This window comes from Streptacidiphilus carbonis (assembly GCF_000787775.1).
Lineage (GTDB): Bacteria > Actinomycetota > Actinomycetes > Streptomycetales > Streptomycetaceae > Streptacidiphilus > Streptacidiphilus carbonis.
This window is the reverse complement of sequence record NZ_BBPM01000040.1, coordinates 1-19764: the sequence shown is the minus strand read 5'-3', so window position 1 is coordinate 19764 and position 19764 is coordinate 1. Positions and strand designations below refer to the sequence as shown.

Below are 19764 nucleotides of genomic sequence, written 5' to 3'. Positions count from 1 at the left end.
GTCGGGGCGGCCGGTGCCGCCGGCCGGGCTCCGGGGTCGGGCAGGTTGGCGTACAGGGTGGGTGAGGGCGTGGGCGTGGGTGAGGGCGCAGACGTGGGCTGGTGGGCCGGTGCGTGGGTCGGCGGCGTCGGGAAGGCCGCGGGGCCGGTCCACAGCTGGGAGACCATGGGTCCGGTGGGTCCGGTGGGTCCGGTGGGTCCGGTGGTGGCCGGGCGGCCGACCACCGGCGGGGGGGTCAGCAGGGCGCGCTTGTGGTGGAACCTGCGGGCCGCCCACAGCGAGATCAGCTGCCAGAGCAGCAGCGCCGCCAGGCCGAGCACCGGGAGCAGCAGCAGCGCGGCCAGGAAGCGGACCGCCAGCTGCGCCGGCAGCCAGTGGCGCAGCTGGGACTGCTCCCAGGTCCCCGAGGGGGTCTGCACCACATGGAGCAGGTAGCGGGTGCGGAACCAGGCGCCGAGCCAGAGCAGCGCCAGCACGAAACAGATCAGCAGAGCGGTTCCGCGACCGGTGCGGGCGTTGTCGAAGGCGTGCACCAGCCAGGTCGTCGGGAAGGGCGGGTTGAAGCGGAACAGTGCGAGGTCGCGCCGGTCGGTGTAGTGGCTGAGGACGACGGTGTTCTCGTAGTGCATCAGCACGGTGACGGCGCCCACCACCAGCACGCTGAAGACTGCTTCGAGGCCGGCCGCGAGCAGGTGGCGGGGGTAGCCGAGCTGGATCTGGCGCAGCGCGTACTGGCGCTGCGAGGCGTCCTCGGCGAAGTGGCTGACGATCTCCTTGCGGCGGCCGCCGGCCACCGCCCGGCTTCGCCAGCCGACCTGCGAGCGCAGCAGCCAGGCGACGGTGACCAGCCGCAGCACCAGGACCAGGCCCAGCAGGAAGCCGATCTGCTCCCAGCTGTCCCCCCGGGCCCAGTCCTGCCCCAGACCGCTCGTTGTGGCTGCGCCCATCCCGCGTTCCCCCTCGCACCGCGGCCCCGGTCCCCCCGGATCCGCAGAACCAGGAGCATAGTCGGGGCAGACGGCACAACAGGGGCGGTTTGTGCTTCACTCGTGCCTTGAGTGGAATAGACTCAACTTACGTCATGCTGGGTATGGCAACAGGCAGTCGAACAGCCGAGCAAGCAGAGCACGGGAGGACGTACGAGCGTGGACGCGAGCAAGCTCACCACCAAGGCACAGGAAGCCCTGTCGGCGGCGATCCGGCAGGCGTCGAGCGCGGGCAACCCCGATGTCACCCCGGTGCACCTGCTGCTCGCGCTGCTGGAGCAGCCCGAAGGCATCGCGGGGCCGCTGCTGGAGGCCGTCGGCGCTGATGTGCCGCGGATCCGGGCGGCGGCGACCCGGCAGCAGAACGCCCTGCCCAGCGCCCAGGGCTCCACCGTGTCCGGGCCGCAGCTGGCCCGGCAGACCGTGAGCACCCTCAACGAGGCCGCCGCCCGGGCGGCCGAACTGGACGACGCCTTCGTCTCCACCGAGCACCTGCTGGTCGGGCTGGCCGCCGAGGGCGGTGCGGTTGCCGAGCTGCTCAAGGGCGAGGGCGCGACCGCCAAGGCGCTGCTGGCGGCCTTCAAGGACGTCCGGGGCAGCGCGCGGGTCACCTCCGCCGACCCCGAGGGCACCTACAAGGCGCTGGAGAAGTACGGCACCGACCTCACCCAGGCCGCCCGCGACGGCAAGCTGGACCCCGTCATCGGCCGGGACCAGGAGATCCGCCGGGTGGTCCAGGTGCTGTCGCGGCGCACCAAGAACAACCCGGTGCTGATCGGCGAGCCCGGCGTGGGCAAGACCGCCGTGGTCGAGGGGCTGGCCCAGCGGATCGTGGCCGGCGACGTCCCCGAGTCGCTGCGCGGCAAGCGGCTGGTGGCGCTGGACCTCAGCGCTATGGTCGCCGGGGCGAAGTACCGCGGCGAGTTCGAGGAGCGGCTGAAGGCCGTGCTGGCGGACATCAAGCAGTCCGAGGGCGAGGTCGTCACCTTCATCGACGAGCTGCACACCCTGGTCGGCGCGGGCGCCGGCGGGGACTCCGCGATGGACGCCGGGAACATGCTCAAGCCGATGCTGGCCCGCGGCGAGCTGCGGATGGTCGGCGCGACCACCCTGGACGAGTACCGCGAGCGGATCGAGAAGGACGCCGCGCTGGAGCGCCGCTTCCAGCAGGTCATGGTCGGCGAGCCCTCGGTCGAGGACTCCATCGCCATCCTGCGCGGACTGAAGTCCCGCTACGAGGCGCACCACAAGGTGCAGATCTCGGACGCCGCGCTGGTCGCCGCGGCCACCCTGTCCAACCGCTACATCACCTCCCGCTTCCTGCCGGACAAGGCCATCGACCTGGTGGACGAGGCCGCCTCCCGGCTGCGGATGGAGATCGACTCCTCCCCGGTGGAGATCGACGAGCTGCAGCGCTCGGTCGATCGGCTGCGGATGGAGGAGATGGCGCTGGCCAAGGAGTCCGACGCGGCCTCGGTGGAGCGGCTGGAGCGGCTGCGCCGGGACCTGGCCGACCGGCAGGAGCAGCTGGCCGGGCTCACCGCCCGCTGGCAGGCCGAGAAGGCGACCCTGAACAAGGTCGGCGAGCTCAAGGAGCGCCTGGACGGCCTGCGCGGACAGGCCGAGCGGGCCCAGCGCGACGGCGACTTCACCAGCGCCTCGCGGCTGATGTACGCGGACATCCCGGCCGCCGAGCAGGAGCTCGCCGAGGCGCAGGACGTCGCGCGCACCGAGGCCACCAGCGCCTCCATGGTGAAGGAGGAGGTCGGCCCGGACGACGTCGCCGACGTGGTGGCGTCCTGGACCGGCATCCCGGCCGGGCGGCTGCTGGAGGGGGAGACGGCCAAGCTGCTGCGGATGGAGGACGAGCTGGGCCGCCGGCTGATCGGCCAGACCACCGCGGTGCGGGCGGTCTCCGACGCCGTGCGGCGCTCGCGCTCCGGCATCGCCGACCCCGACCGTCCGACCGGCTCCTTCCTGTTCCTGGGGCCGACCGGGGTCGGCAAGACCGAGCTGGCCAAGGCGCTCGCCGACTTCCTCTTCGACGACGAGCGGGCCATGGTCCGCATCGACATGAGCGAGTACAGCGAGAAGCACAGCGTGGCCCGGCTGGTCGGCGCGCCGCCCGGCTACGTCGGCTACGAGGAGGGCGGGCAGCTCACCGAGGCTGTCCGGCGCCGCCCGTACAGCGTGGTGCTGCTGGACGAGGTGGAGAAGGCCCATCCCGAGGTCTTCGACATCCTGCTCCAGGTCCTGGACGACGGCCGGCTGACGGACGGTCAGGGGCGGACGGTGGACTTCAGGAACTCGATCCTGATCCTCACCTCCAACCTGGGCTCGCAGTGGCTGATCGACCCCTCGCTGGACGACGCGGAGAAGAAGGAGCGGGTGCTGGAGACGGTCCGCACCTCCTTCAAGCCCGAGTTCCTCAACCGGCTCGACGACATCGTGGTGTTCGACCCGCTGGGCACCGAGGAACTGGCCCGGATCGTCGACCTGCAGGTCGCGGCCCTGGGCAGGCGGCTCACCGACCGCAGGCTCACCCTGGACGTCACCCCGGCCGCCCGCGACTGGCTGGTGCTCACCGGGTACGACCCGGCCTACGGCGCCCGCCCGCTGCGCAGGCTGGTCCAGTCGGCCATCGGCGACCAGCTCGCCCGCGCCATCCTGGGCGGCGAGGTCCGCGACGGGGACACCGTGGTGGTCGACGCCGCTCCGGGCGCGGACCGGCTGACCGTCCTGCCGGCCGAGCACACGGCGCACTCCTTCGAGAAGAAGTGACGCAGGAGGCAACAGAAGAAGTAACGCAGCAAGAAGAGGTAGCGGGCCACCGGCCCCGCACGCCCCGGAACCCCTTCACGCGGGGTTCCGGGGCTTCGCCGGACCTCCCGGATGAGGCAGGATGGGTGCGGTAAGTCCATTCGAAGGGAACTCGGCCAAGTTATGAGCATCGACCCGTCTTCCATCCCCTCCTTCGGGGCGCCGCAGCCGCAGCCGTCGGGCCAGGACGGGCCGCCGCCGGTCGTCGTGCCCGACCAGGAGCTGGTCACCCAGCTGCTGGACCAGATGGAGCTGAAGCACGCCGTGGACGAGGAGGGCGACCTGCTCGCCCCCTGGGAGGGCTTCCGCGTCTACTACATGTTCCGTGGCGAGCAGAAGGAGCTCTTCGCGGTCCGCGCCTTCTACGACCGGGCCCACCCGATCGAGAACAAGGCCGAGCTGCTGGAGGCCCTGGACGAGTGGAACCGGGAGACCCTCTGGCCGAAGGTCTACACCCACGTCCACGACGACGGCGTGGTCCGGGTCATCGGCGAGTCGCAGATGATCGTCGGCATGGGCGTCAACATCAACTACTTCGTCGCGATGACGGCCAACTGGACCCAGGCCGCCGTCGGCTTCGACCAGTGGCTGGTCGAGCGCCTCGGCCTGGCCACCGACGTCGACAAGGACGAGGACGGCAAGGACGCCGACGGCGCGGCCGAGAGCGACGCCGAGGCGAACGGCACCGAGGAGAACGGCACCGAGGACGGCCCGGCCGAGAGCTGACCTACGGTTTGTGAGGGCCGGTGCGCGGACGCCATGCGTACCGGCCCTCTGTCTTGTCCTGCCGGGTCGCCGGGTCGCCGGGTCGCCGGGTCAGTTGGGGCTGTAGTCCGAGGGCGGGCGCCAGTCCGGGCAGAGCAGGGGCCAGGCGGTGCCGGCAGGGGTGAGGCGGACGGCGGTGGTGGCGGTCAGGCCGTGGGTGAGCCGGGTCAGGCCCAGGGCCAGGGCGGTGGTGAAGCCGTACTTGTTCATCATCGCGACGCGGTACTCAGCGGCCAGGCCTGGTGCGCCGAACACGGCCCTGGCCCGGGAGCGGCCCCCGGTGGGGAGGCCGCGGGAGTCGCAGGGGGCGATGATCACCCCGGGGCGGCGGCGGATACCGGCTGTGGCGGGGGAGCCCGCGTCGAGCAGCACGCCGAGGCCGTCCCCGTCCGCGACCACCTTGCACACCAGGGAGTGTGTCGATCCGTCAGAGCAGTGGACGGCGAGCAGCAGATGCCTGCTCTCCGAGAGCCGGCGGCTCCTGCCGGGCTGCCTCCGCGGGGTCTTCCGTAGCAGCGCCATGGCCGTTCGCCTCCTGGGGAGTCGCCTTGGGTATCTGCGCCGCCTCGCCGTACCAGCTCTGCGAGAGCAGCGCGCGCAGCCGTTCCGAGGTCCGGACCTGGCGCCGTACGCCGTTGCTGTCCACCGCGGGCGGGAGCTCCAGCGGCCGGGGCTGCTCGTGCGCGGTCAGCACGTGCAGCCGGGCCGCCGGGAGCGGCTCGTGCACCTCGGTGAACTCTCCGTGCGGGAGCCGCTTGATGGTGCCGGTCTCGCGGCCGTGCAGCACCTTCTCCCGGTCGATCCGCTGCAGGCCGATGCACCAGCGCTTGGTGACGGTGAAGGCCACCACCGGCACCACGAAGAAGCCGATCCGGCAGCACCAGGTGATGGCGTTGACGGAGACGTGGAGGCGCAGCGCGAACAGGTCGTTGCCGCCTGCGGCGAGCAGCAGCAGGTACTCGGCGATCCAGGCGACGCCGAACGCGGTCCGGACCGGGACGTTGCGCGGGCGGTCCAGGATGTGGTGCTCGCGTCTGTCGCGGGTGATCCAGGCCTCCAGGAACGGGTAGACCGCGATGACCACCAGTACCAGCGGGAAGATCGTCAGCGGAACCAGGATGCCCAGTTCCAGGGTGTGGCCCCAGCCTCTGATCTCCCAGCCGGGCATGATCCGGATCAGCCCCTCGGCCATGCCCAGGTACCAGTCCGGCTGGGCGTCGGTGGACACCTGGTCCGGGCGGTAGGGGCCGTAGGCCCAGATCGGGTTGACCGTGGCGACGGCCGCCACCACCGAGATCACCCCGAAGACCAGGAAGAAGAAGCCGCCGGCCTTGGCCATGTAGACCGGCATGAACGGCGCGCCGACGACGTTCTTCTCGCTCCGTCCGGGGCCCGCGAACTGGGTGTGCTTGTGGTAGAAGACCAGGATCAGATGGGCCGTCACCAGCGCCACCATGATCCCCGGGATCAGCAGAACATGGATGGTGAAGAAGCGCGGGATGATCTCGGTCCCGGGGAACTGCCCCCCGTACAGGAACATGGCTATATAGGTGCCGACGATCGGCGTCGACAGGATCGCGCCCTCGACGAAGCGGATGCCGGTGCCCGACAGCAGGTCGTCCGGTAGCGAGTAGCCCAGCAGGCCGTCGAAGAGGCCCAGCACCAGCAGGGTGAAGCCGAAGATCCAGTTGATCTCGCGGGGCTTGCGGAACGCGCCGGTGAAGAAGACCCGCATCATGTGCACGGTCATCGCGGCGACGAAGACGATGGCGGCCCAGTGGTGGATCTGACGGATCAGCAGGCCGCCGCGGACGTCGAAGGTGATGTCCAGGGTGGACTTGTAGGCCTCCGACATCCGGATGCCGTCCAGCGGGGTGTAGCTGCCGTGGTAGACGACCTCGCCCATGCTGGGCGTGAAGAACAGCGTCAGGTAGATGCCGGTGAGGATGATGATGATGAAGCTGTACAGGCAGATCTCGCCGAGCATGAAGGACCAGTGGTCCGGGAACAGCTTCCGCAGATTGGCCTTGGCCATCGCGTAGAGGCCGAGCCGGCCGTCGACCCAGTCCGCGGCCGCGACCACCGGGCCTTCCCCCTGCTGTGCCTCCGTTTGCGACATGGAGCACCCCCTGCGATCAAGTGGGGTGGACTCCCCACTTCCCAAAAAGGATCGTAGCAGTAAGCGGACAGGACTCCCCGCTTGCCCTGTTATCCTGGCTTCCATGCACGTCAGCCACGCTCGCACCACCGACATCCCGCCGCGGTCGGACACCCCGCCGCTGCGGGCGGACGCCCGGCGCAACCGAGAGGCCGTGATAGCAGCGGCCCGGGAGGTCTTCGCCGCCCAGGGTCTGGACGCCCCCCTGGACGAGATCGCCCGCCGCGCCGGCGTCGGCAACGCCACCCTCTACCGGCGCTTCTCCACCCGGCAGGCGCTGATCGAGGCGGTCTTCCAGGAGGGGCTCGACACGGTGCTGCGGGCCAGCGAGCGAGCACGCGAGGCGGAGGACGCCTGGTCCGGTCTGACCGCCCTGGAGGAGGAGATCTGCACGCTGCTGGTGACCGACCACGGCGCCAAGGACCTGCTCACCACCGGGATCCGCGGCATCCCGGCACTGGACGAGCTGAAGCAGCACAACCTGGAGACGGTCACCCTGCTGGTGCACCGCGCCCAGCGGCAGGGCACCATGCGGGCCGACGTCACCCCGGAGGACCTGCTGGTCAGCCTGGGCGCGCTGAGCGCGGCCGTGCCCGCGCTCTCGGCGGCGGCGCCGGACGCCTGGCGCCGCTACCTCACCCTGCTCCTGGACGGCTTCCGCACCGGCGGCGCCAGCCCACTGCCCGCGCCCAGCCTCACCCGGGCCCAGCTGGACACCGTGATGCACGAACTCGCGGCCCCGGCCCAGACCTGAAGCCTGAAGCCGGGGCCCGAAAGCGTGGTCCCGAAGCCGGGGGCCACGGGTCGCGGGCCAGGGATCCGGCGTAGCTTGGTGAGGAGGAGGGGGGCCGGCTCCGGAGGCTGCCATGACCCGCCAGCACCACTTCCACCTCGACCACGCCGGGCACTCGGTCACCGTCGACGTCCGGACCGGACGCACCCCGGAGGTCGCCCTCCTGGTCGACGGCAAGGAGGTCGGCTACCGCCACCAGCGCGGCGCCGACGCGACCGTGCTGACCAGCGAACTCCCCGACTACCCGGCCCAGCCCTTCGAGATCCGCCTGGACCACCTCTGCCACGACACCCGCGCCGTGACCTGCACCCTGCTGCTGGACGGCCGCGAAGTCCCCGTCCCGGAGCGAACGCCGGCCTAGGCCCACGCACCCCGGCCCACGCACCCCGGCCCACGCACCCCGGCTCAGGCGTCGCGCCGCCGCAGCACCAGCCAGCCGCCCAGCAGCGACGCCGCCACCCAGAGGACGGTGATCAGCAGGCCGGTCAGCGGGCCGAAGGCGTCCTTGGTCTGGTGGTGGATCTGCAGCGCCCGCTGCCCGGCCTGGTCCGGAAGGAACTGGGTGGCCCTGGTGACGCCCGGAATGGCCTGCAGGATGGTGGACACCAGGAAGAAGAACGGGATCAGGATGCCCAGCGCGAGCGTCTGCCGGCGGAGCATGGTAGCCACGCCCAGGGCGAACAGGGAGATCAGCGTCGGATAGAGGGCGCCGACGAGGACCGCCCGCAGAACTCCGGGATCGCCGAGGGACACGCCGTGGCCGTCGAGCAGCGCCTGGCCGACGAAGAACGCCGTGAACGCCGTGACCAGCCCGACGGCGAGCGTCACCGCGCCCAGCACCGTGGCCTTGGCCAGGTAGAACACGCCCCGGTTGGGGACCGCGGCCAGGGACAGCCGGATCATCCCACTGGTGTACTCGCCGCCGATCAGCATCACCCCGAGGACCACCATGGCGAGTTGGCCCAGCACCAGGCCGCCGAACGCGGTGCGTACCGGCTCGAACGGGGCGCCGGCGGGCGGGCTGTAGTTGCGGCCCATGAAGTAGCTGAGCAGGGCGCCGAGGGCGACCGTGGCCACCAGCCCCGCGAGCAGGTTCCAGCGCGGGCCGCGGACGGTACGGATCTTCGTCCACTCGGCGTTCACTGCTGCGGACAACTGCCCTGCCACGCCCAATTCTCCGCCGGGCGCCGCTCGTCCGACCCCAGTCATCACGGTCGTGCTCATCGGGTGGCCTCCGTCGCTGTCGTCGCCGTTGTGGCCGTCTCTGGCGTCGTCTCCCGCGGCTGCGCCCTGGGTGCGCCGCGGTACTCCACCTCGTCGGCGGTCATCTGCATGAACGCCTCCTCCAGGGAGGCGCGTTGCGGGCTCAGTTCGTCGAGGACGACACCGCGCTCCGCGGCCAGCGCCGCGATCCGGGCCGGATCCGCCCCCTCCACCTCCCAGGTCCCGTCCGGAGCGGACACGGCCGTGAGGCCCTCCACGGCCAGCGCGTCCAGCAGGGATTCGGGCCGGGGTGTGCGGATCCGCACGAAACTGCGGGCGTTGCGGTCGATGAACTCCTCCATCGGCACGTCGGCCAGCAGCCGTCCGCGCCCGATGACCACCAAGTGGTCGGCGGTGAGCGCCATTTCGCTCATCAGGTGGCTGGAGACGAAGACCGTGCGGCCCTCGGCGGCGAGTCCCTTCATCAGCGTGCGGATCCACAGGATGCCCTCGGGGTCGAGCCCGTTGACCGGCTCGTCGAACATGACCACCGACGGGTCGCCCAGCAGCGCCGCCGCAATCCCCAGCCGCTGTCCCATGCCCAGGGAGAACCCGGCGGAACGTTTCCGGGCCACGTCCTGCAGACCGACCTCCCGCAGCACCTCGTCCACCCGCCGGTCCGGGATCCGGTTGCTGCGCGCCAGCCACAGCAGATGGTCGCGGGCGCTGCGGCCGCCCTGCGCGGCCGAGGCCTCCAGCAGGGCGCCGATCCGCGTCAGCGGAGCGGGAAGCCGGTCGTAGGGCTTCCCGTCCACCAGCACCCGTCCGCCGTCCGGCCGGTCCAGGCCCAGGATCAGCCGCATGGTGGTGGACTTGCCGGCACCATTGGGCCCCAGGAAGCCGGTGACCCGGCCGGGGCGCACCGTGCAGCTCAGGGAGTCCACCGCCGGCTTGTCCCCGTAGCGTTTGGTCAGCTCGCACATCTCGATCATCGAAGGTCTGCCCTCTCATGTGCTCTGTCGCTACCTCTCTTCCATGCAAGGGGACCGCGGTGGACAGGTGCACGGCATCGCGCCCGCGAAGACACTTCGACTGCGCCCGGCGTAGTACACGGCTCACCGGTGTCAGGACGGAGGCGTGTGAAATGATCCGGACCGCTTTCAACCGCGTCGCCAGACCGACGCCCGCCGCGGCCACATCGGAGGACCGTCAGTGATCTGGATGATCGAAGTGGCCCGCAAGGCCCAGGACCGGATCATCGAGGAGCATCCCCTCCCCAGCTCCTTCACCCTGCAGACCGCGGCCGAGTGGGTCGGCGACTACCCCGACCTCATCGGCTCGGTTTTCGACGTCCCCCTCGAACGGCTTCCCGAGGTGCAGGAACTGCTGGGCGTGACGGTGGACCCGGAGGCACACGACTACTTTCTGGTGGCCAGATCGGACCCCACCGACCCGCCGGCCCCACAATGACGACCGCCGCCGCCAGGACTGGGACCAGATGGCGAAGGCCCTGCGGCCGGTCTACACCGCGCCGACCGAGGAGGCCGCCCTGACGCGGTTCGTGGAGTTCGCCGAGACCTGGGGCGCGAAGTACCCGGCGGTGGGCCTGGACCCGACCGGCACCGGCCGCAAGCGCTGGGCCATCCGCTGGAAGGCCGCTCTGAACGCCTTCGACATCGCCTTCGACGGACGGCTCTCCGCCGCCCGTCGCTGAGCAGGTCGGTGCGGAAGCCGTCGTAGTACGTGTCGGGCAGCCGCAGGGCCTCGGCGATCGCGTACCGGAACGGACCTGCACTCACGTACGTCAGGTACTGCTTGGCGGTGCGGACGGCGGCGACGAGTTCCCCGGGTACCGGTTGCCCAGGCCAATCCATTTTCATGCATCCGTTCGCCGCTCCACCCTGAGCCCCTCCTGCTGCTGACAGTAGTACTATTAGTTCAAAAAACTTGCCCTTGATGGATATTTTCAAGAGAATAGTTGCTCTAGAGGTGAGCGGTAGGGCGGTTTCACTTATGAAAGTTGCTCCGGGGACATCCCCGGCGGGTGTCCTCGAGTTTGGTACGACCGCGACCCGGACCCGCCAGGCCAAGGCGGGGCGAGCGATGCGTCTTGCTCCTGGCATCTACGCCGTAGGTGCCACCCTCCCCCCTGACGCCGTCGCTCGCCACCATTGCCTGGCCGTCGTCGCCCATGTGTGGCCGTCCGCGGTCGTCTCCGATCGCTCTGCGCTGAGTGGGGGCCCCAGCGAGGGCTGGCTGTTCATCCGCCACCCCGACCCACCGCGTCGCAGTGACCTGCGTATGCCGGGCCTGACTATCTCGGTGCAGGACGGTCCGGGGCCACTACCCGGCGACATGCCGCTGCCTCACGGCCTCTACCTGTCCGGGGTGGTTCGGGGGCTGATCGAGAACGTGACCGGTAGAGGTCGCCCGCCCCTGGACCGTCCGGCCCGTGCGGCAGGCACCACGGAGGTAGAGGACCGGATCGACGCGCTCGCGCGGGACGGCGGGGCGGGACGGATCAGGAATGTCCTTGCTGATCTCGACCTCATCAAGGGGAACTTCGATTCCACCGCGGTCGAGACGGTCCGGGCACGCCTGGCCGAACTCCTGGGCACCTTCGCCGGGAGATCACCGTCCTCGCCGCGCCTGCGGGCCCGCTTGGCCGGTGAGCCATTCGATGCCAGCCGGATTGCCGTTCTGGAGGGGCTTGTTGAGGGGATGGGTGCGATTCCGCCGGTACCCGCCCCAGCGTTGGGCGACGCCGAGCGGTGGAGGTGGCTGCCGTTCTTCGAGGCGTACTTCTCCAACTTCATCGAGGGAACGGAATTCGGAGTCGAAGAAGCACGGCGAATCGCCATGGAGGGGGAGGTGCCTGCCGCCAGGCCACAGGACGCCCACGATGTCTCCGCCACCTACAGCATCGTCTCGGACCCTCGGCTCGCCGCGCGACGGGCGCAGTCCGGCACGGGGCTCCTGGAACTGCTGCGGGAACAGCACGGCATCCTGATGGGTGCCCGACCGGACAAGCATCCCGGCGAGTTCAAGCAGGTCAGAAACTACGCCGGGGGTTACCAGTTCGTCGAACCCGAACTGCTTCCGGGAACTCTCAAGCGTGGCTTCGACACACTGTCGCCGGTCACGGACCCGCTCCATCGCGCAGTTGCCATGATGTTCCTGATCACCGAGTGCCACCCGTTCGACGACGGCAACGGACGTGTCGCGCGCATCGCGGCCAACGCCGAACTCACCGCAACGGGCCAGATTCGCATTGTCATCCCCACCGTCTACCGCAACAACTATCTGGCCGGTCTGTCAGCCGTGAGCAACCGGGCCGGGCGCGGCGAGGCCTTGGTCGCAGTCCTGCGCTTCGCCCAGCGCTGGGTTGCGGCCATCGACTGGACCGACTTCGACGCCGCCCATGCCGAGATCCAGGCCACCAACGGATATCTGGACCCAGGACTTGCCGAGTCGACCGGTCAACGGCTACGCCTCCTCGGCGGCCTTCCGGCAGGCTGAGCCGCTGGGCGGGGAGGGCTTCGCGGAAGTCGGTGCAGTAGCCGGCCGGCAGCCGAAGGGGTTCGGCGACGGCGTACTGGAACGGGCCAGCGCTGACGTAGGTCAGGTACTGCTTGGCGGTGCGGACCGCGGCGACCAGGGGGGCGGACGCGGTCACCCAAGCCGCTCCGTTTTCACGTACCCGTTGGTGACGCCTGAAGGGCTGCCGACACGGTCAGAAGGGGAGCTCGTCCGGCAGGAGGCGGAAGGACTTGTGACGGCCGAGGGGGCGCAACGCGCGGAAGTCACGGCGGTCGAGCGTGAGGACAGCGTCCGTGTCGTACTCCGACGCCAAGGCCACGTTCACGGCATCCGCAAGGCCGAGGTTGAGTGCTTCGTAGCGGGCGCGCATGGACTGTGCGGCGGCCAGGTGGGCCTCGGTGATCTCCGGCACGACGACGCGATTCGCCCGCATCCAGCGCCGAATGTCGTCGACGCGCTGATCGCGGCTTCCCGGCCGAGCTCCCGGGTGGCGACGTGGTCGAGCTCGGCGAGCAGCAGCGGCGACATGACGAGCAGGCCGGCGGCCATGATGGCCTCGTTGGCTCCCTGGTGCTCCGGATGCGTCGAATCCAGTGCGGCCAGGAGTCCCGACGTGTCGGCGACAACGATGATCACGCGGCAGCTTCCGGCGTGCCCCCGCGCTTGACGGCGTCGGCCACCGCGTCCTGTACATCGTCCTTCGAAAGGGTGCGGCCCGGCCCCTCGAAGGTGCGGGAGAACAGGGGCTCGTCCCAGACGCGGTTGGCCATAGCGGCCAGATGAATGCCCTGCCGAATGATCTCGGCCTCGCTGATGCCGCGACGGGCAGCCGCCTCCTTGATAATGGAGAGGCCCTCAGGATCGGCGTAGACATTATGGTCCACGTCCTCCACTGTAACGGCGGGCGCCAGCGAAATGGTCTCTCAGCTGTCGGGTGTGCTCGCGGCCACTGGAAGTGCTGAGATCTCCGGAAGGAAGCAGCTGTTCTAGGCGCTCGCCGAAGGCTCGGACTGTTCGCCGCCCGTTCCCACCGATGAATCCGAAGACCACTTCACATCCTTACCGGGAGAACCCGTGACCGACAGCAAGAACATCAACAACCCCGTGGGTATGGGCGGAGGCCAGCGGAAGAGGCTGTCCCGCGCCGAACGGCAGAACAACGGTCCGCACCGCAACCTGGACCGCCAGGGTGCGGCCGACCAGAAGGCGGAGTTGGTGCGCAAGATGCGTGAGGCGGCAGGCGCGACTGAGGGTGCCGGGCAGGCGGGCGACGGCACCACACAGGGCTGAGGCGCCGTCGGAGCCGGGCGGCGCGGCACGGGACTGTCCGATCTCGGCGCACCATCGCGAGTGGCACACCAGGCAGGTGATGCTCTCCGACGGCACACCAGCGCTTCAACCTCTGAATCGCTGAAGCCGGGTGGACGCGTCCTTGAGTACGTCGTCCTTCTTGCAGAAGGTGAAGCGGACCTGGGTGCGGCCGGCTTCGGGGTCGTCGTAGAAGACGGAGTTGGGGACGGCGACGACGCCGCAGCGTTCGGGGAGGGCGCGGCAGAAGGCGAGTCCGTCCTTCTCACCGAAGTAGGCGATGTCGGTCGTGATGAAGTACGTGCCGTCAGGCTGGTAGACCTCGAAGCCGGCGGCTCGCAGTCCCTCGCTGAGCAGGTCGCGCTTGCGGTGGAGGGCTTCGCGGAAGTCGGTGAAGTAGCCGTCCGGCAGCCGCAGGGCTTCGGCGACGGCGTACTGGAACGGGCCGGCGCTGACGTAGGTCAGGTACTGCTTGGCGGTGCGGACCGCGGCGACCAGGGGAGCGGACGCGGTCACCCAGCCGACCTTCCAGCCCGTGAAGGAGAAGGTCTTGCCGGACGAGGAGATGGAGACGGTGCGCTCGCGCATGCCGGGGAGCGCGGCGATCGGCCGGTGGGCACCGGCGAAGACCAGGTGCTCGTACACCTCGTCGGTGACGACCAGCAGGTCGTGCTCGACGGCGAGGTCCGCGATCGCGGACAGTTCCTCGGCCTGCAGCACCATGCCGGTGGGGTTGTGCGGGGAGTTGAGCAGCAGCAGGCGGGTGCGCGGGGTGATCAGTGAACGGAGCCGGTCCAGGTCGGGTCGGAAGTCCGGGGCGCGCAGGGTGAGCGGGACGCGGGTGGCTCCGGCCATGGCGATGCAGGCGGCGTAGGAGTCGTAGAAGGGTTCGAAGGCGATGACCTCGTCGCCGGGTTCGAGCAGGGCGAGCATCGCGGCGGCGATGGCCTCGGTGGCGCCGGCGGTGACCAGGACCTCGGTGTCGGGGTCGAAGGTCAGGCCGTAGAAGCGCTGCTGGTGCTCGGCGATCGCGGTGCGCAGTTCGGGGATGCCCGGGCCGGGCGGGTACTGGTTGCCCTTGCCCTCACGGATGGCGCGGACCGCCGCCTCGGCGATCTCGGCCGGGCCGTCGGTGTCGGGGAAGCCCTGGCCCAGGTTGATCGCGCCGGTCGCGGTGGCCAGCGCGGACATCTCCGCGAAGATCGTCGTCCCCAGGCCGTCCAAGCGACGGTTCAACAGCGGCCTCGTACCCATGTCTGCCAACACCTCTCCTGCGCCGTGTGCCTGCGAGGAGACTACGGGGCCCGGGCCGCGTCGCCGGGCCGGTCCGGGCGGTGTGGGGGTTCCGTGCCGCCCCGTGACGGCACGGAACAACTGAGGGGGCGCGGGGAGGGCAGGGGGAGCACTCAGCCCGCGGTCACATTCGCGACCAGACGCCTGGTCAGGGCCAGGTCGGCGGCTCCGGTGCCCTTCTGGTCGTTGTAGATGGTGGTGACCACGAGGTCGCCGACCCGGACCGCGATCAGCGTGGTGCCGCCGTCGAGGTCGGCCGAGGTGGTGACCGCCTCGACCGCGTCGTCGCCCAGGCCGCTGACGGTCCGGAGGGTCGTGCGCGCGCTGTACGCCGTCCCATTCACCGTGACCTTGGCGTTCGCGCATTCCGCGAAGACCTTTCGCAGGGCCGTCATCACGGTCTTGGCGTCATTGCCCTGGAAGCCGTCCACCTCCTGGCCGAAGAGGTCCTCCGCGGAGTCGCTGTAGTCGTTCTGCGCGAAGGATCGGCCGGCCAGACCGCTGGCGTCGATCCAGCTGGTGCCGCGGATCGCGTCGCAGGCCTTGGCGACGGGGACGGCGGACGGCGAGGACGGCGGGTTGTAGCCGTCGCCGGTGTTGACCGTGCCGGCGGAGTTGACGCTGAAGCCCTTCGGCAGCGCCGACGCGGGCAGCAGCATCGAGTTCAGCTTGTTGCCGGTGGCGAGCGCGGCCCGGGTGGCGCCGGCGGCGGCGGACGGGGAGGCCGCGGAGTCGCCGGCGGACTCAGCGGACGTTGCGGACACTGCGGGGGTCGCGGCCGACGACGGCGCCGCGGCCGGGTCCGCGGTGGCTCCGACCGAGGAGGAGCAGGCGGTGAGTCCGAGGGCCGCCGTGGTGCAGAGGGCAGTCAGAGCGATCCGGCGAAGAGGCGCAGACATGAGGGAGCGTGGACCTTCCGGGCAGGAGAGATGATGAACGGCGGGGCAATCAGACCATCTCCTGTGAACTCCGTCAACACAGCTATTTGGCGTGAAGGCCGCTGTGTATGATCGACCATCGGCAGGCGCGGACGTCGCGGAAGCAGTCGCGGAAGCAGGGGTGCAGGATGGCGCAGGGCGACGGGGCCGCGGTCACGGCGGGTGGGATCGCCCGGCTGGCCGGGGTCGGGCGAGCCGCTGTCAGCAACTGGCGGCGCCGCCATGCCGACTTTCCCCGGCCGATCGGCGGCACCGACACCAGTCCGACCTTCGACCTGGCGGAGGTCGAGCGATGGTTGCGCGACGAGGGGAAGATCGGTCAGGTCCCGGCCCGGGAGCGGGTCTGGCAGCAGATCGAGCAGGACCCGGACGGTATCGCTCCGGCCCTGCAACTGGTGGGCTCCTTCCTGGTTCTGATGCAGCACCAGGAACATGCCGGGGCCGGCCCCGATGGCGCGGGCGGTTCGGGGAAGGCCGCCCGTGAGACCCGGGTGTCGGCGGCGGCACTGGCCTCGGCGCTGCGCGAGCGGCTGGGGAAGGACCACCCGGTGCCGGTCCCGGACACGGCGGCGGTCGCCGCGCACGCGGACCTGCTCCGGGGCGTCGGCGAACTCGCCGCCGAACTGGGGGTCCGGCAGGCCTTCGAGTTCCTGATGGGGCGTCATCTCGACTCCGGGCCGCGCCAGTACACACTGACTCCGCCCGGCCCGGCCGAGCTGATGGCCCAACTCGCCGGCCCGGCCGACCGGGTACTGGACCCCGCCTGCGGGTTCGGCGGCCTGCTGCGTGCCGCGCGACCGGGCGCGGTCCTCCTCGGCCAGGAGGCGGACCCCGGACCGGCCGGTCTCGCCGCCCTCCGGCTCGCGCTGAACTCCCGGGGCCCGGTGGACATCCAGGTCGGCGACAGCCTGAGGGCGGATGCCTTCGGCGGTTCCGACGCCGACGCCGTGCTCTGCCATCCGCCGTTCAACGAGCGCAACTGGGGTTACGACGAGCTGGCCTACGACCCCCGCTGGGAGTACGGCCTGCCCCCGCGTACCGAGTCGGAACTGGCCTGGGTGCAGCACGCCCTCTCCCGGGTCCGCGAGGGCGGCACGGTCGTGCTGCTGATGCCGCCGGCCGCGGCCTCGCGCAGGTCGGGCCGCCGGATCCGGGCCGACCTGCTGCGCCGGGGCGCGCTGCGGGCCGTGGTCGCCCTCCCCGCGGGGGCGGCGCCGCCGTACGGGATCCCGCTGCACCTGTGGGTGCTGCGCCGCCCCGGCGCCGGCGCGCCGGCGCCCCAGCAACTGCTGCTGGTGGACACGGGCGGCCTGGCGGACGCCGGTGAGAAGGCGTCCTGGCAGGCCCTGCACACCGCCGTGGCCGACACCTGGCGGGCCTTCGACCGCGAGGGCGCCGTCGACGGGGTGCCCGGTGTCAGTCGCTCGCTGCAGGTGGTCGAGCTGCTGGACGACGATGTGGACCTCACCCCGGCCCGGCATCTGCCCCTGCGCGCGGTCGGCGAGGGCGCGGCGGACCTGGCAGCGGTACGCGAGCGGCTGACCGCCGCGCTGGGCCGGTCGGCGGAACTCGCCCCCGTCGTCGGCGGATCGGCGCAAACCGCGCACTGGTCGCTGACCAGCGTCGGCGAGCTGGCCAAGGCCGGCGCGCTGCTGCTGCGCACCGGAACGGCGATCAGCGCCGGCACCGCGGCAGCCTCCGGGGGGTACGCCGGTACCGGGCACGCCGGTACCCGGGACGCCGCTACCGGGGCTGCTCGGGCGGTGCTGACCGAGCACGACATCGTGGCCGGCGGACCGCCCTCGGGGGTGCTGCTCGACGGGGACGACCGGGAGCAGGTGCTGGTCGAGGCCGGGGACGTGGTGATCCCGGCCCTCGGCCGAGCCGCGGTCACCCGGGTGGTCGACCGGTCCGGGGCGGGCGCCGCGCTCGGACGCGGAGTGCACCTGCTGCGGGCGGACCCGGTGTCACTGGACCCATGGTTCCTGGCCGGCTTCCTGCGCGGCACAGCCAACAACCGCCAGGCGAGCAGCTACACCTCGACCGCCACCCGGCTGGACGTCCGCCGGCTCCAGGTGCCCCGGCTCCCGCTCGACGACCAGCGCCGCTACGGTGAGCGCTTCCGCGCCCTCGCCGCGTTCGAGGACTCGCTTCGGTCGGTCGGGCGGCTGGGCGAGCAGCTCCTCCAGGGCCTGCACGACGAACTGACGGACGGCAGCGCAAAGTAGCGCGGGGTAATGCGGGGTAGCACGGCTCCGGACGGGCCTTTGGCCGCGACCGGCCGGGTCGGTACGCTCACCCCGTCCGCCACCGATGCGCGCGACACCGACCACCTGGAGCCGCGCCATGTACGGGCCCGCCCCGATACCGCCGCCCCGCCGGGCCGCGCGGGCCGCGCGAGTGCTCGTCCGGGTGCTGTTCGCCGCCGTCCCCCCGGCGACGATCGGCATCCTGTCCTGGATACCCATGCTCAGGCTGGCCGTCCGCAGCCGGAGGGCGTGGGACTGGGTCGGCTGCGGACTGGTGGTGCTGCTCGCCACCGGCGCGTTCGTGCTGGTGGGGCAGAGCGACGACGACAGCAGCTGGGCGAGTGCGCTGGGTATGGCGGTACTGCTGCTACTGGCGGTCGGCGTCCCGGTCCACTTCCTGGTCGCGGACCTCCGCTGGCACGACGCGGGCCGTCGGGCGTCTGCTGCGGCGCCGGGCCACGCACCGACGGGCGCGTGGTCCGTTCCCACCCCTGTCCCCACCCCTCTTCCTGCCCCGGTTTCCACTCCCACCGCTGCTCCTGTTCGTGTCCCGTTTCCCGCTCCTGTTCCGGCCCCCGGCGGGCGCATCGACCAGGTCAGGGCCGAACTCGACGAGCTCAGCGCCTACCTCCGGGACCAGGGGGGCAGGTGAACGGGCGGCTGGTCGCGGGTCGTTACGAGCTGTCGACGCTGGTGGGGCAGGGAGGCATGGGCCAGGTGTGGACGGCCCACGACCGCCGGCTCGACCGCCGGGTGGCGGTGAAGCTGCTGCGGCCCGACCGGGCCGTCGGTGTGGACGGCGGCGTCGGCAGTGACGGCGCCAGTGCCGGCCCTGGCGCCGGGGACGGTAGCGAGCTGCGGCGACGCTTCGCCCGGGAGTGCCGGATCACCGCCCAGGTCGAGCACCCGGGCCTGGTCACGGTCCACGACGCGGGCGAGGACGGCGACGACCTCTACCTGGTGATGCAGTACGTCCAAGGGGCCGACCTGGCCGACCACCTCGCCGAGAACGACCCGTACCCGTGGCCGTGGGCGGTGGCCGTGGCGGCGCAGCTGTGTCCGGTGCTGGCCGCGGTGCACGCCGTGCCGGTGGTCCACCGCGACCTCAAGCCGCGCAATCTGATCGTCCGTCCGGACGGCGCGGTGGTCGTGCTCGACCTGGGTGTGGCCGCCGTGCTGGACAGCGACACCACCCGGCTCACGCTGACCGGTTCGCCCATCGGCAGCCCCGCCTACATGGCGCCGGAGCAGGCCATGGGCGGCGAAGTCGGTCCGGCCGCGGACCTCTACGCGCTCGGCGCGGTGCTGCACGAACTGCTCAGCGGAACCGTGCCGTTCGCGGGTTCCACCGCGCTGGGCGTGCTGCACCGCCACCTCAACGAGCCGCCGGTGCCGCTGCGCCAGGTCCGTCCCGAGGTACCGGAACCGCTGGAGGCCCTGGTGCTGCGGCTGCTCGCCAAGGATCCGCGGCAGCGGCCCGCCGACGCGGCCGAGGTCTACCGGGCCCTGGCACCGCTGCTGCCGTCTCCCGGGGTCGGGGCGTCCGAGGGACCGGCGGTGCCGATGGATCCCACCCGCCCGTTCCGTCAGCCGTACGCGCCCTGGGCGGACTCCCGGAGCACCTACGCCCCCCGCGCCGCCCAGTCGTCGGCCCCGCCCGTGCCCGCGCCCCCGACCGCGCCCACCCCGGCGCCCCCGACCGCGCCCACCC

General features: G+C 71.3%; 17 protein-coding genes and 4 pseudogenes. 11 read left to right on the top strand and 10 right to left on the bottom strand.

Translation table 11 applies throughout. The features are described 5' to 3' along the window. Positions 1 to 947: pseudogene (locus TR46_RS42550) on the bottom strand (hypothetical protein); the annotation flags it as partial. Positions 948 to 1145: 198 nt separating this feature from the next. Here TR46_RS42550 and clpB point away from each other — a divergent pair. Continuing rightward, on the top strand, positions 1146 to 3767 hold the full coding sequence (clpB, locus tag TR46_RS26305; protein ID WP_042405705.1) for an ATP-dependent chaperone ClpB: 2622 nt from the start codon (positions 1146 to 1148) through the stop codon (positions 3765 to 3767). Positions 3768 to 3929: 162 nt separating this feature from the next. Further along, positions 3930 to 4532 carry a type III secretion system chaperone family protein gene (locus TR46_RS26300; protein WP_042405703.1) on the top strand — a complete coding sequence of 201 codons (603 nt, stop codon included), beginning with the start codon at positions 3930 to 3932 and terminating at the stop codon, positions 4530 to 4532. Between the two features lie 90 nt (positions 4533 to 4622). On the opposite strand, the gene TR46_RS26295 is transcribed toward TR46_RS26300, so the two are convergent. Both TR46_RS26295 and qcrB read right to left on the bottom strand, forming a co-directional pair. Beyond that, entirely contained in the window at positions 4623 to 4979 is a 357-nt protein-coding gene (locus TR46_RS26295; RefSeq protein ID WP_052433102.1) for a PNPOx family protein, read from the bottom strand. Between the two features lie 19 nt (positions 4980 to 4998). After that, the gene (qcrB, locus tag TR46_RS26290; RefSeq protein WP_084718939.1) at positions 4999 to 6690 is read right to left on the bottom strand and encodes a cytochrome bc1 complex cytochrome b subunit; all 1692 of its coding nucleotides are present in this window, start codon (positions 6688 to 6690) and stop codon (positions 4999 to 5001) included. 103 nt (positions 6691 to 6793) lie between these two features. On the opposite strand from qcrB, the gene TR46_RS26285 reads away from it, so the two are divergent. Together TR46_RS26285 and TR46_RS26280 are read left to right on the top strand one after the other, a co-directional pair. Further along, positions 6794 to 7483, top strand: a complete 690-nt coding sequence (locus tag TR46_RS26285; protein WP_152626679.1) for a TetR/AcrR family transcriptional regulator — start codon at positions 6794 to 6796, stop codon at positions 7481 to 7483. Between the two features lie 112 nt (positions 7484 to 7595). Further along, positions 7596 to 7883: a hypothetical protein gene (locus tag TR46_RS26280; RefSeq protein WP_042405701.1), complete on the top strand. Its 288-nt coding sequence runs from the start codon at positions 7596 to 7598 to the stop codon at positions 7881 to 7883. A 44-nt stretch (positions 7884 to 7927) separates the two neighbouring features. Here the strand turns inward: TR46_RS26280 and TR46_RS26275 are convergent, their stop codons facing one another. Next, entirely contained in the window at positions 7928 to 8731 is an 804-nt protein-coding gene (locus TR46_RS26275) for an ABC transporter permease (RefSeq protein ID WP_042405776.1), read from the bottom strand. A gap of 11 nt (positions 8732 to 8742) precedes the next feature. Continuing rightward, positions 8743 to 9717, bottom strand: a complete 975-nt coding sequence (locus TR46_RS26270) for an ABC transporter ATP-binding protein (protein WP_084718938.1) — start codon at positions 9715 to 9717, stop codon at positions 8743 to 8745. A gap of 220 nt (positions 9718 to 9937) precedes the next feature. On the opposite strand from TR46_RS26270, the gene TR46_RS26265 reads away from it, so the two are divergent. From TR46_RS26265 to TR46_RS26255, 3 genes and pseudogenes are all read left to right on the top strand, one after another. Then, positions 9938 to 10195 (top strand): hypothetical protein, encoded by a 258-nt coding sequence (locus tag TR46_RS26265; RefSeq protein ID WP_042405699.1) that lies wholly within the window; start codon positions 9938 to 9940, stop codon positions 10193 to 10195. A 10-nt stretch (positions 10196 to 10205) separates the two neighbouring features. Continuing rightward, positions 10206 to 10439 (top strand): annotated as a pseudogene (locus TR46_RS41365) (hypothetical protein); the annotation flags it as partial. 242 nt (positions 10440 to 10681) lie between these two features. Beyond that, positions 10682 to 12244 carry a Fic family protein gene (locus TR46_RS26255; RefSeq protein WP_084718937.1) on the top strand — a complete coding sequence of 521 codons (1563 nt, stop codon included), beginning with the start codon at positions 10682 to 10684 and terminating at the stop codon, positions 12242 to 12244. Here the strand turns inward: TR46_RS26255 and TR46_RS44555 are convergent. From TR46_RS44555 to TR46_RS26245, 3 genes and pseudogenes are all read right to left on the bottom strand, one after another. Further along, a pseudogene (locus TR46_RS44555) lies at positions 12222 to 12404 on the bottom strand (aminotransferase); the annotation flags it as partial. The gene TR46_RS26255 and the pseudogene TR46_RS44555 overlap by 23 nt on opposite strands. A gap of 54 nt (positions 12405 to 12458) precedes the next feature. Beyond that, positions 12459 to 12901, bottom strand: a pseudogene (locus TR46_RS26250) (PIN domain-containing protein). Continuing rightward, entirely contained in the window at positions 12898 to 13149 is a 252-nt protein-coding gene (locus TR46_RS26245; RefSeq protein ID WP_236655509.1) for a ribbon-helix-helix domain-containing protein, read from the bottom strand. Before TR46_RS26245 ends, TR46_RS26250 begins: the two are co-directional and overlap by 4 nt. A 190-nt stretch (positions 13150 to 13339) precedes the next feature. Between TR46_RS26245 and TR46_RS26240 the strand changes: the two genes are divergently transcribed. Continuing rightward, positions 13340 to 13555, top strand: coding sequence for a DUF6243 family protein (locus TR46_RS26240; RefSeq protein ID WP_042405692.1), 216 nt, complete (start codon positions 13340 to 13342; stop codon positions 13553 to 13555). A 105-nt stretch (positions 13556 to 13660) separates the two neighbouring features. Here the strand turns inward: TR46_RS26240 and TR46_RS26235 are convergent, their stop codons facing one another. After that, positions 13661 to 14827 (bottom strand): pyridoxal phosphate-dependent aminotransferase, encoded by a 1167-nt coding sequence (locus TR46_RS26235; RefSeq protein ID WP_042405690.1) that lies wholly within the window; start codon positions 14825 to 14827, stop codon positions 13661 to 13663. Between the two features lie 152 nt (positions 14828 to 14979). Next, on the bottom strand, positions 14980 to 15765 hold the full coding sequence (locus TR46_RS26230; protein ID WP_052433100.1) for a hypothetical protein: 786 nt from the start codon (positions 15763 to 15765) through the stop codon (positions 14980 to 14982). A 167-nt stretch (positions 15766 to 15932) separates the two neighbouring features. On the opposite strand from TR46_RS26230, the gene TR46_RS26220 reads away from it, so the two are divergent. The 3 genes from TR46_RS26220 to TR46_RS26210 form a co-directional block, all read left to right on the top strand. Next, positions 15933 to 18032 (top strand): N-6 DNA methylase, encoded by a 2100-nt coding sequence (locus TR46_RS26220; RefSeq protein ID WP_042405687.1) that lies wholly within the window; start codon positions 15933 to 15935, stop codon positions 18030 to 18032. A 118-nt stretch (positions 18033 to 18150) separates the two neighbouring features. Further along, the gene (locus TR46_RS43240) at positions 18151 to 18705 is read left to right on the top strand and encodes a hypothetical protein (protein ID WP_042405684.1); all 555 of its coding nucleotides are present in this window, start codon (positions 18151 to 18153) and stop codon (positions 18703 to 18705) included. Then, positions 18702 to 19764, top strand: a 1063-nt coding sequence (locus TR46_RS26210) for a serine/threonine-protein kinase (RefSeq protein ID WP_152626678.1), incomplete at its 3' end; no start/stop codon positions are given. The genes TR46_RS43240 and TR46_RS26210, both read left to right, overlap by 4 nt.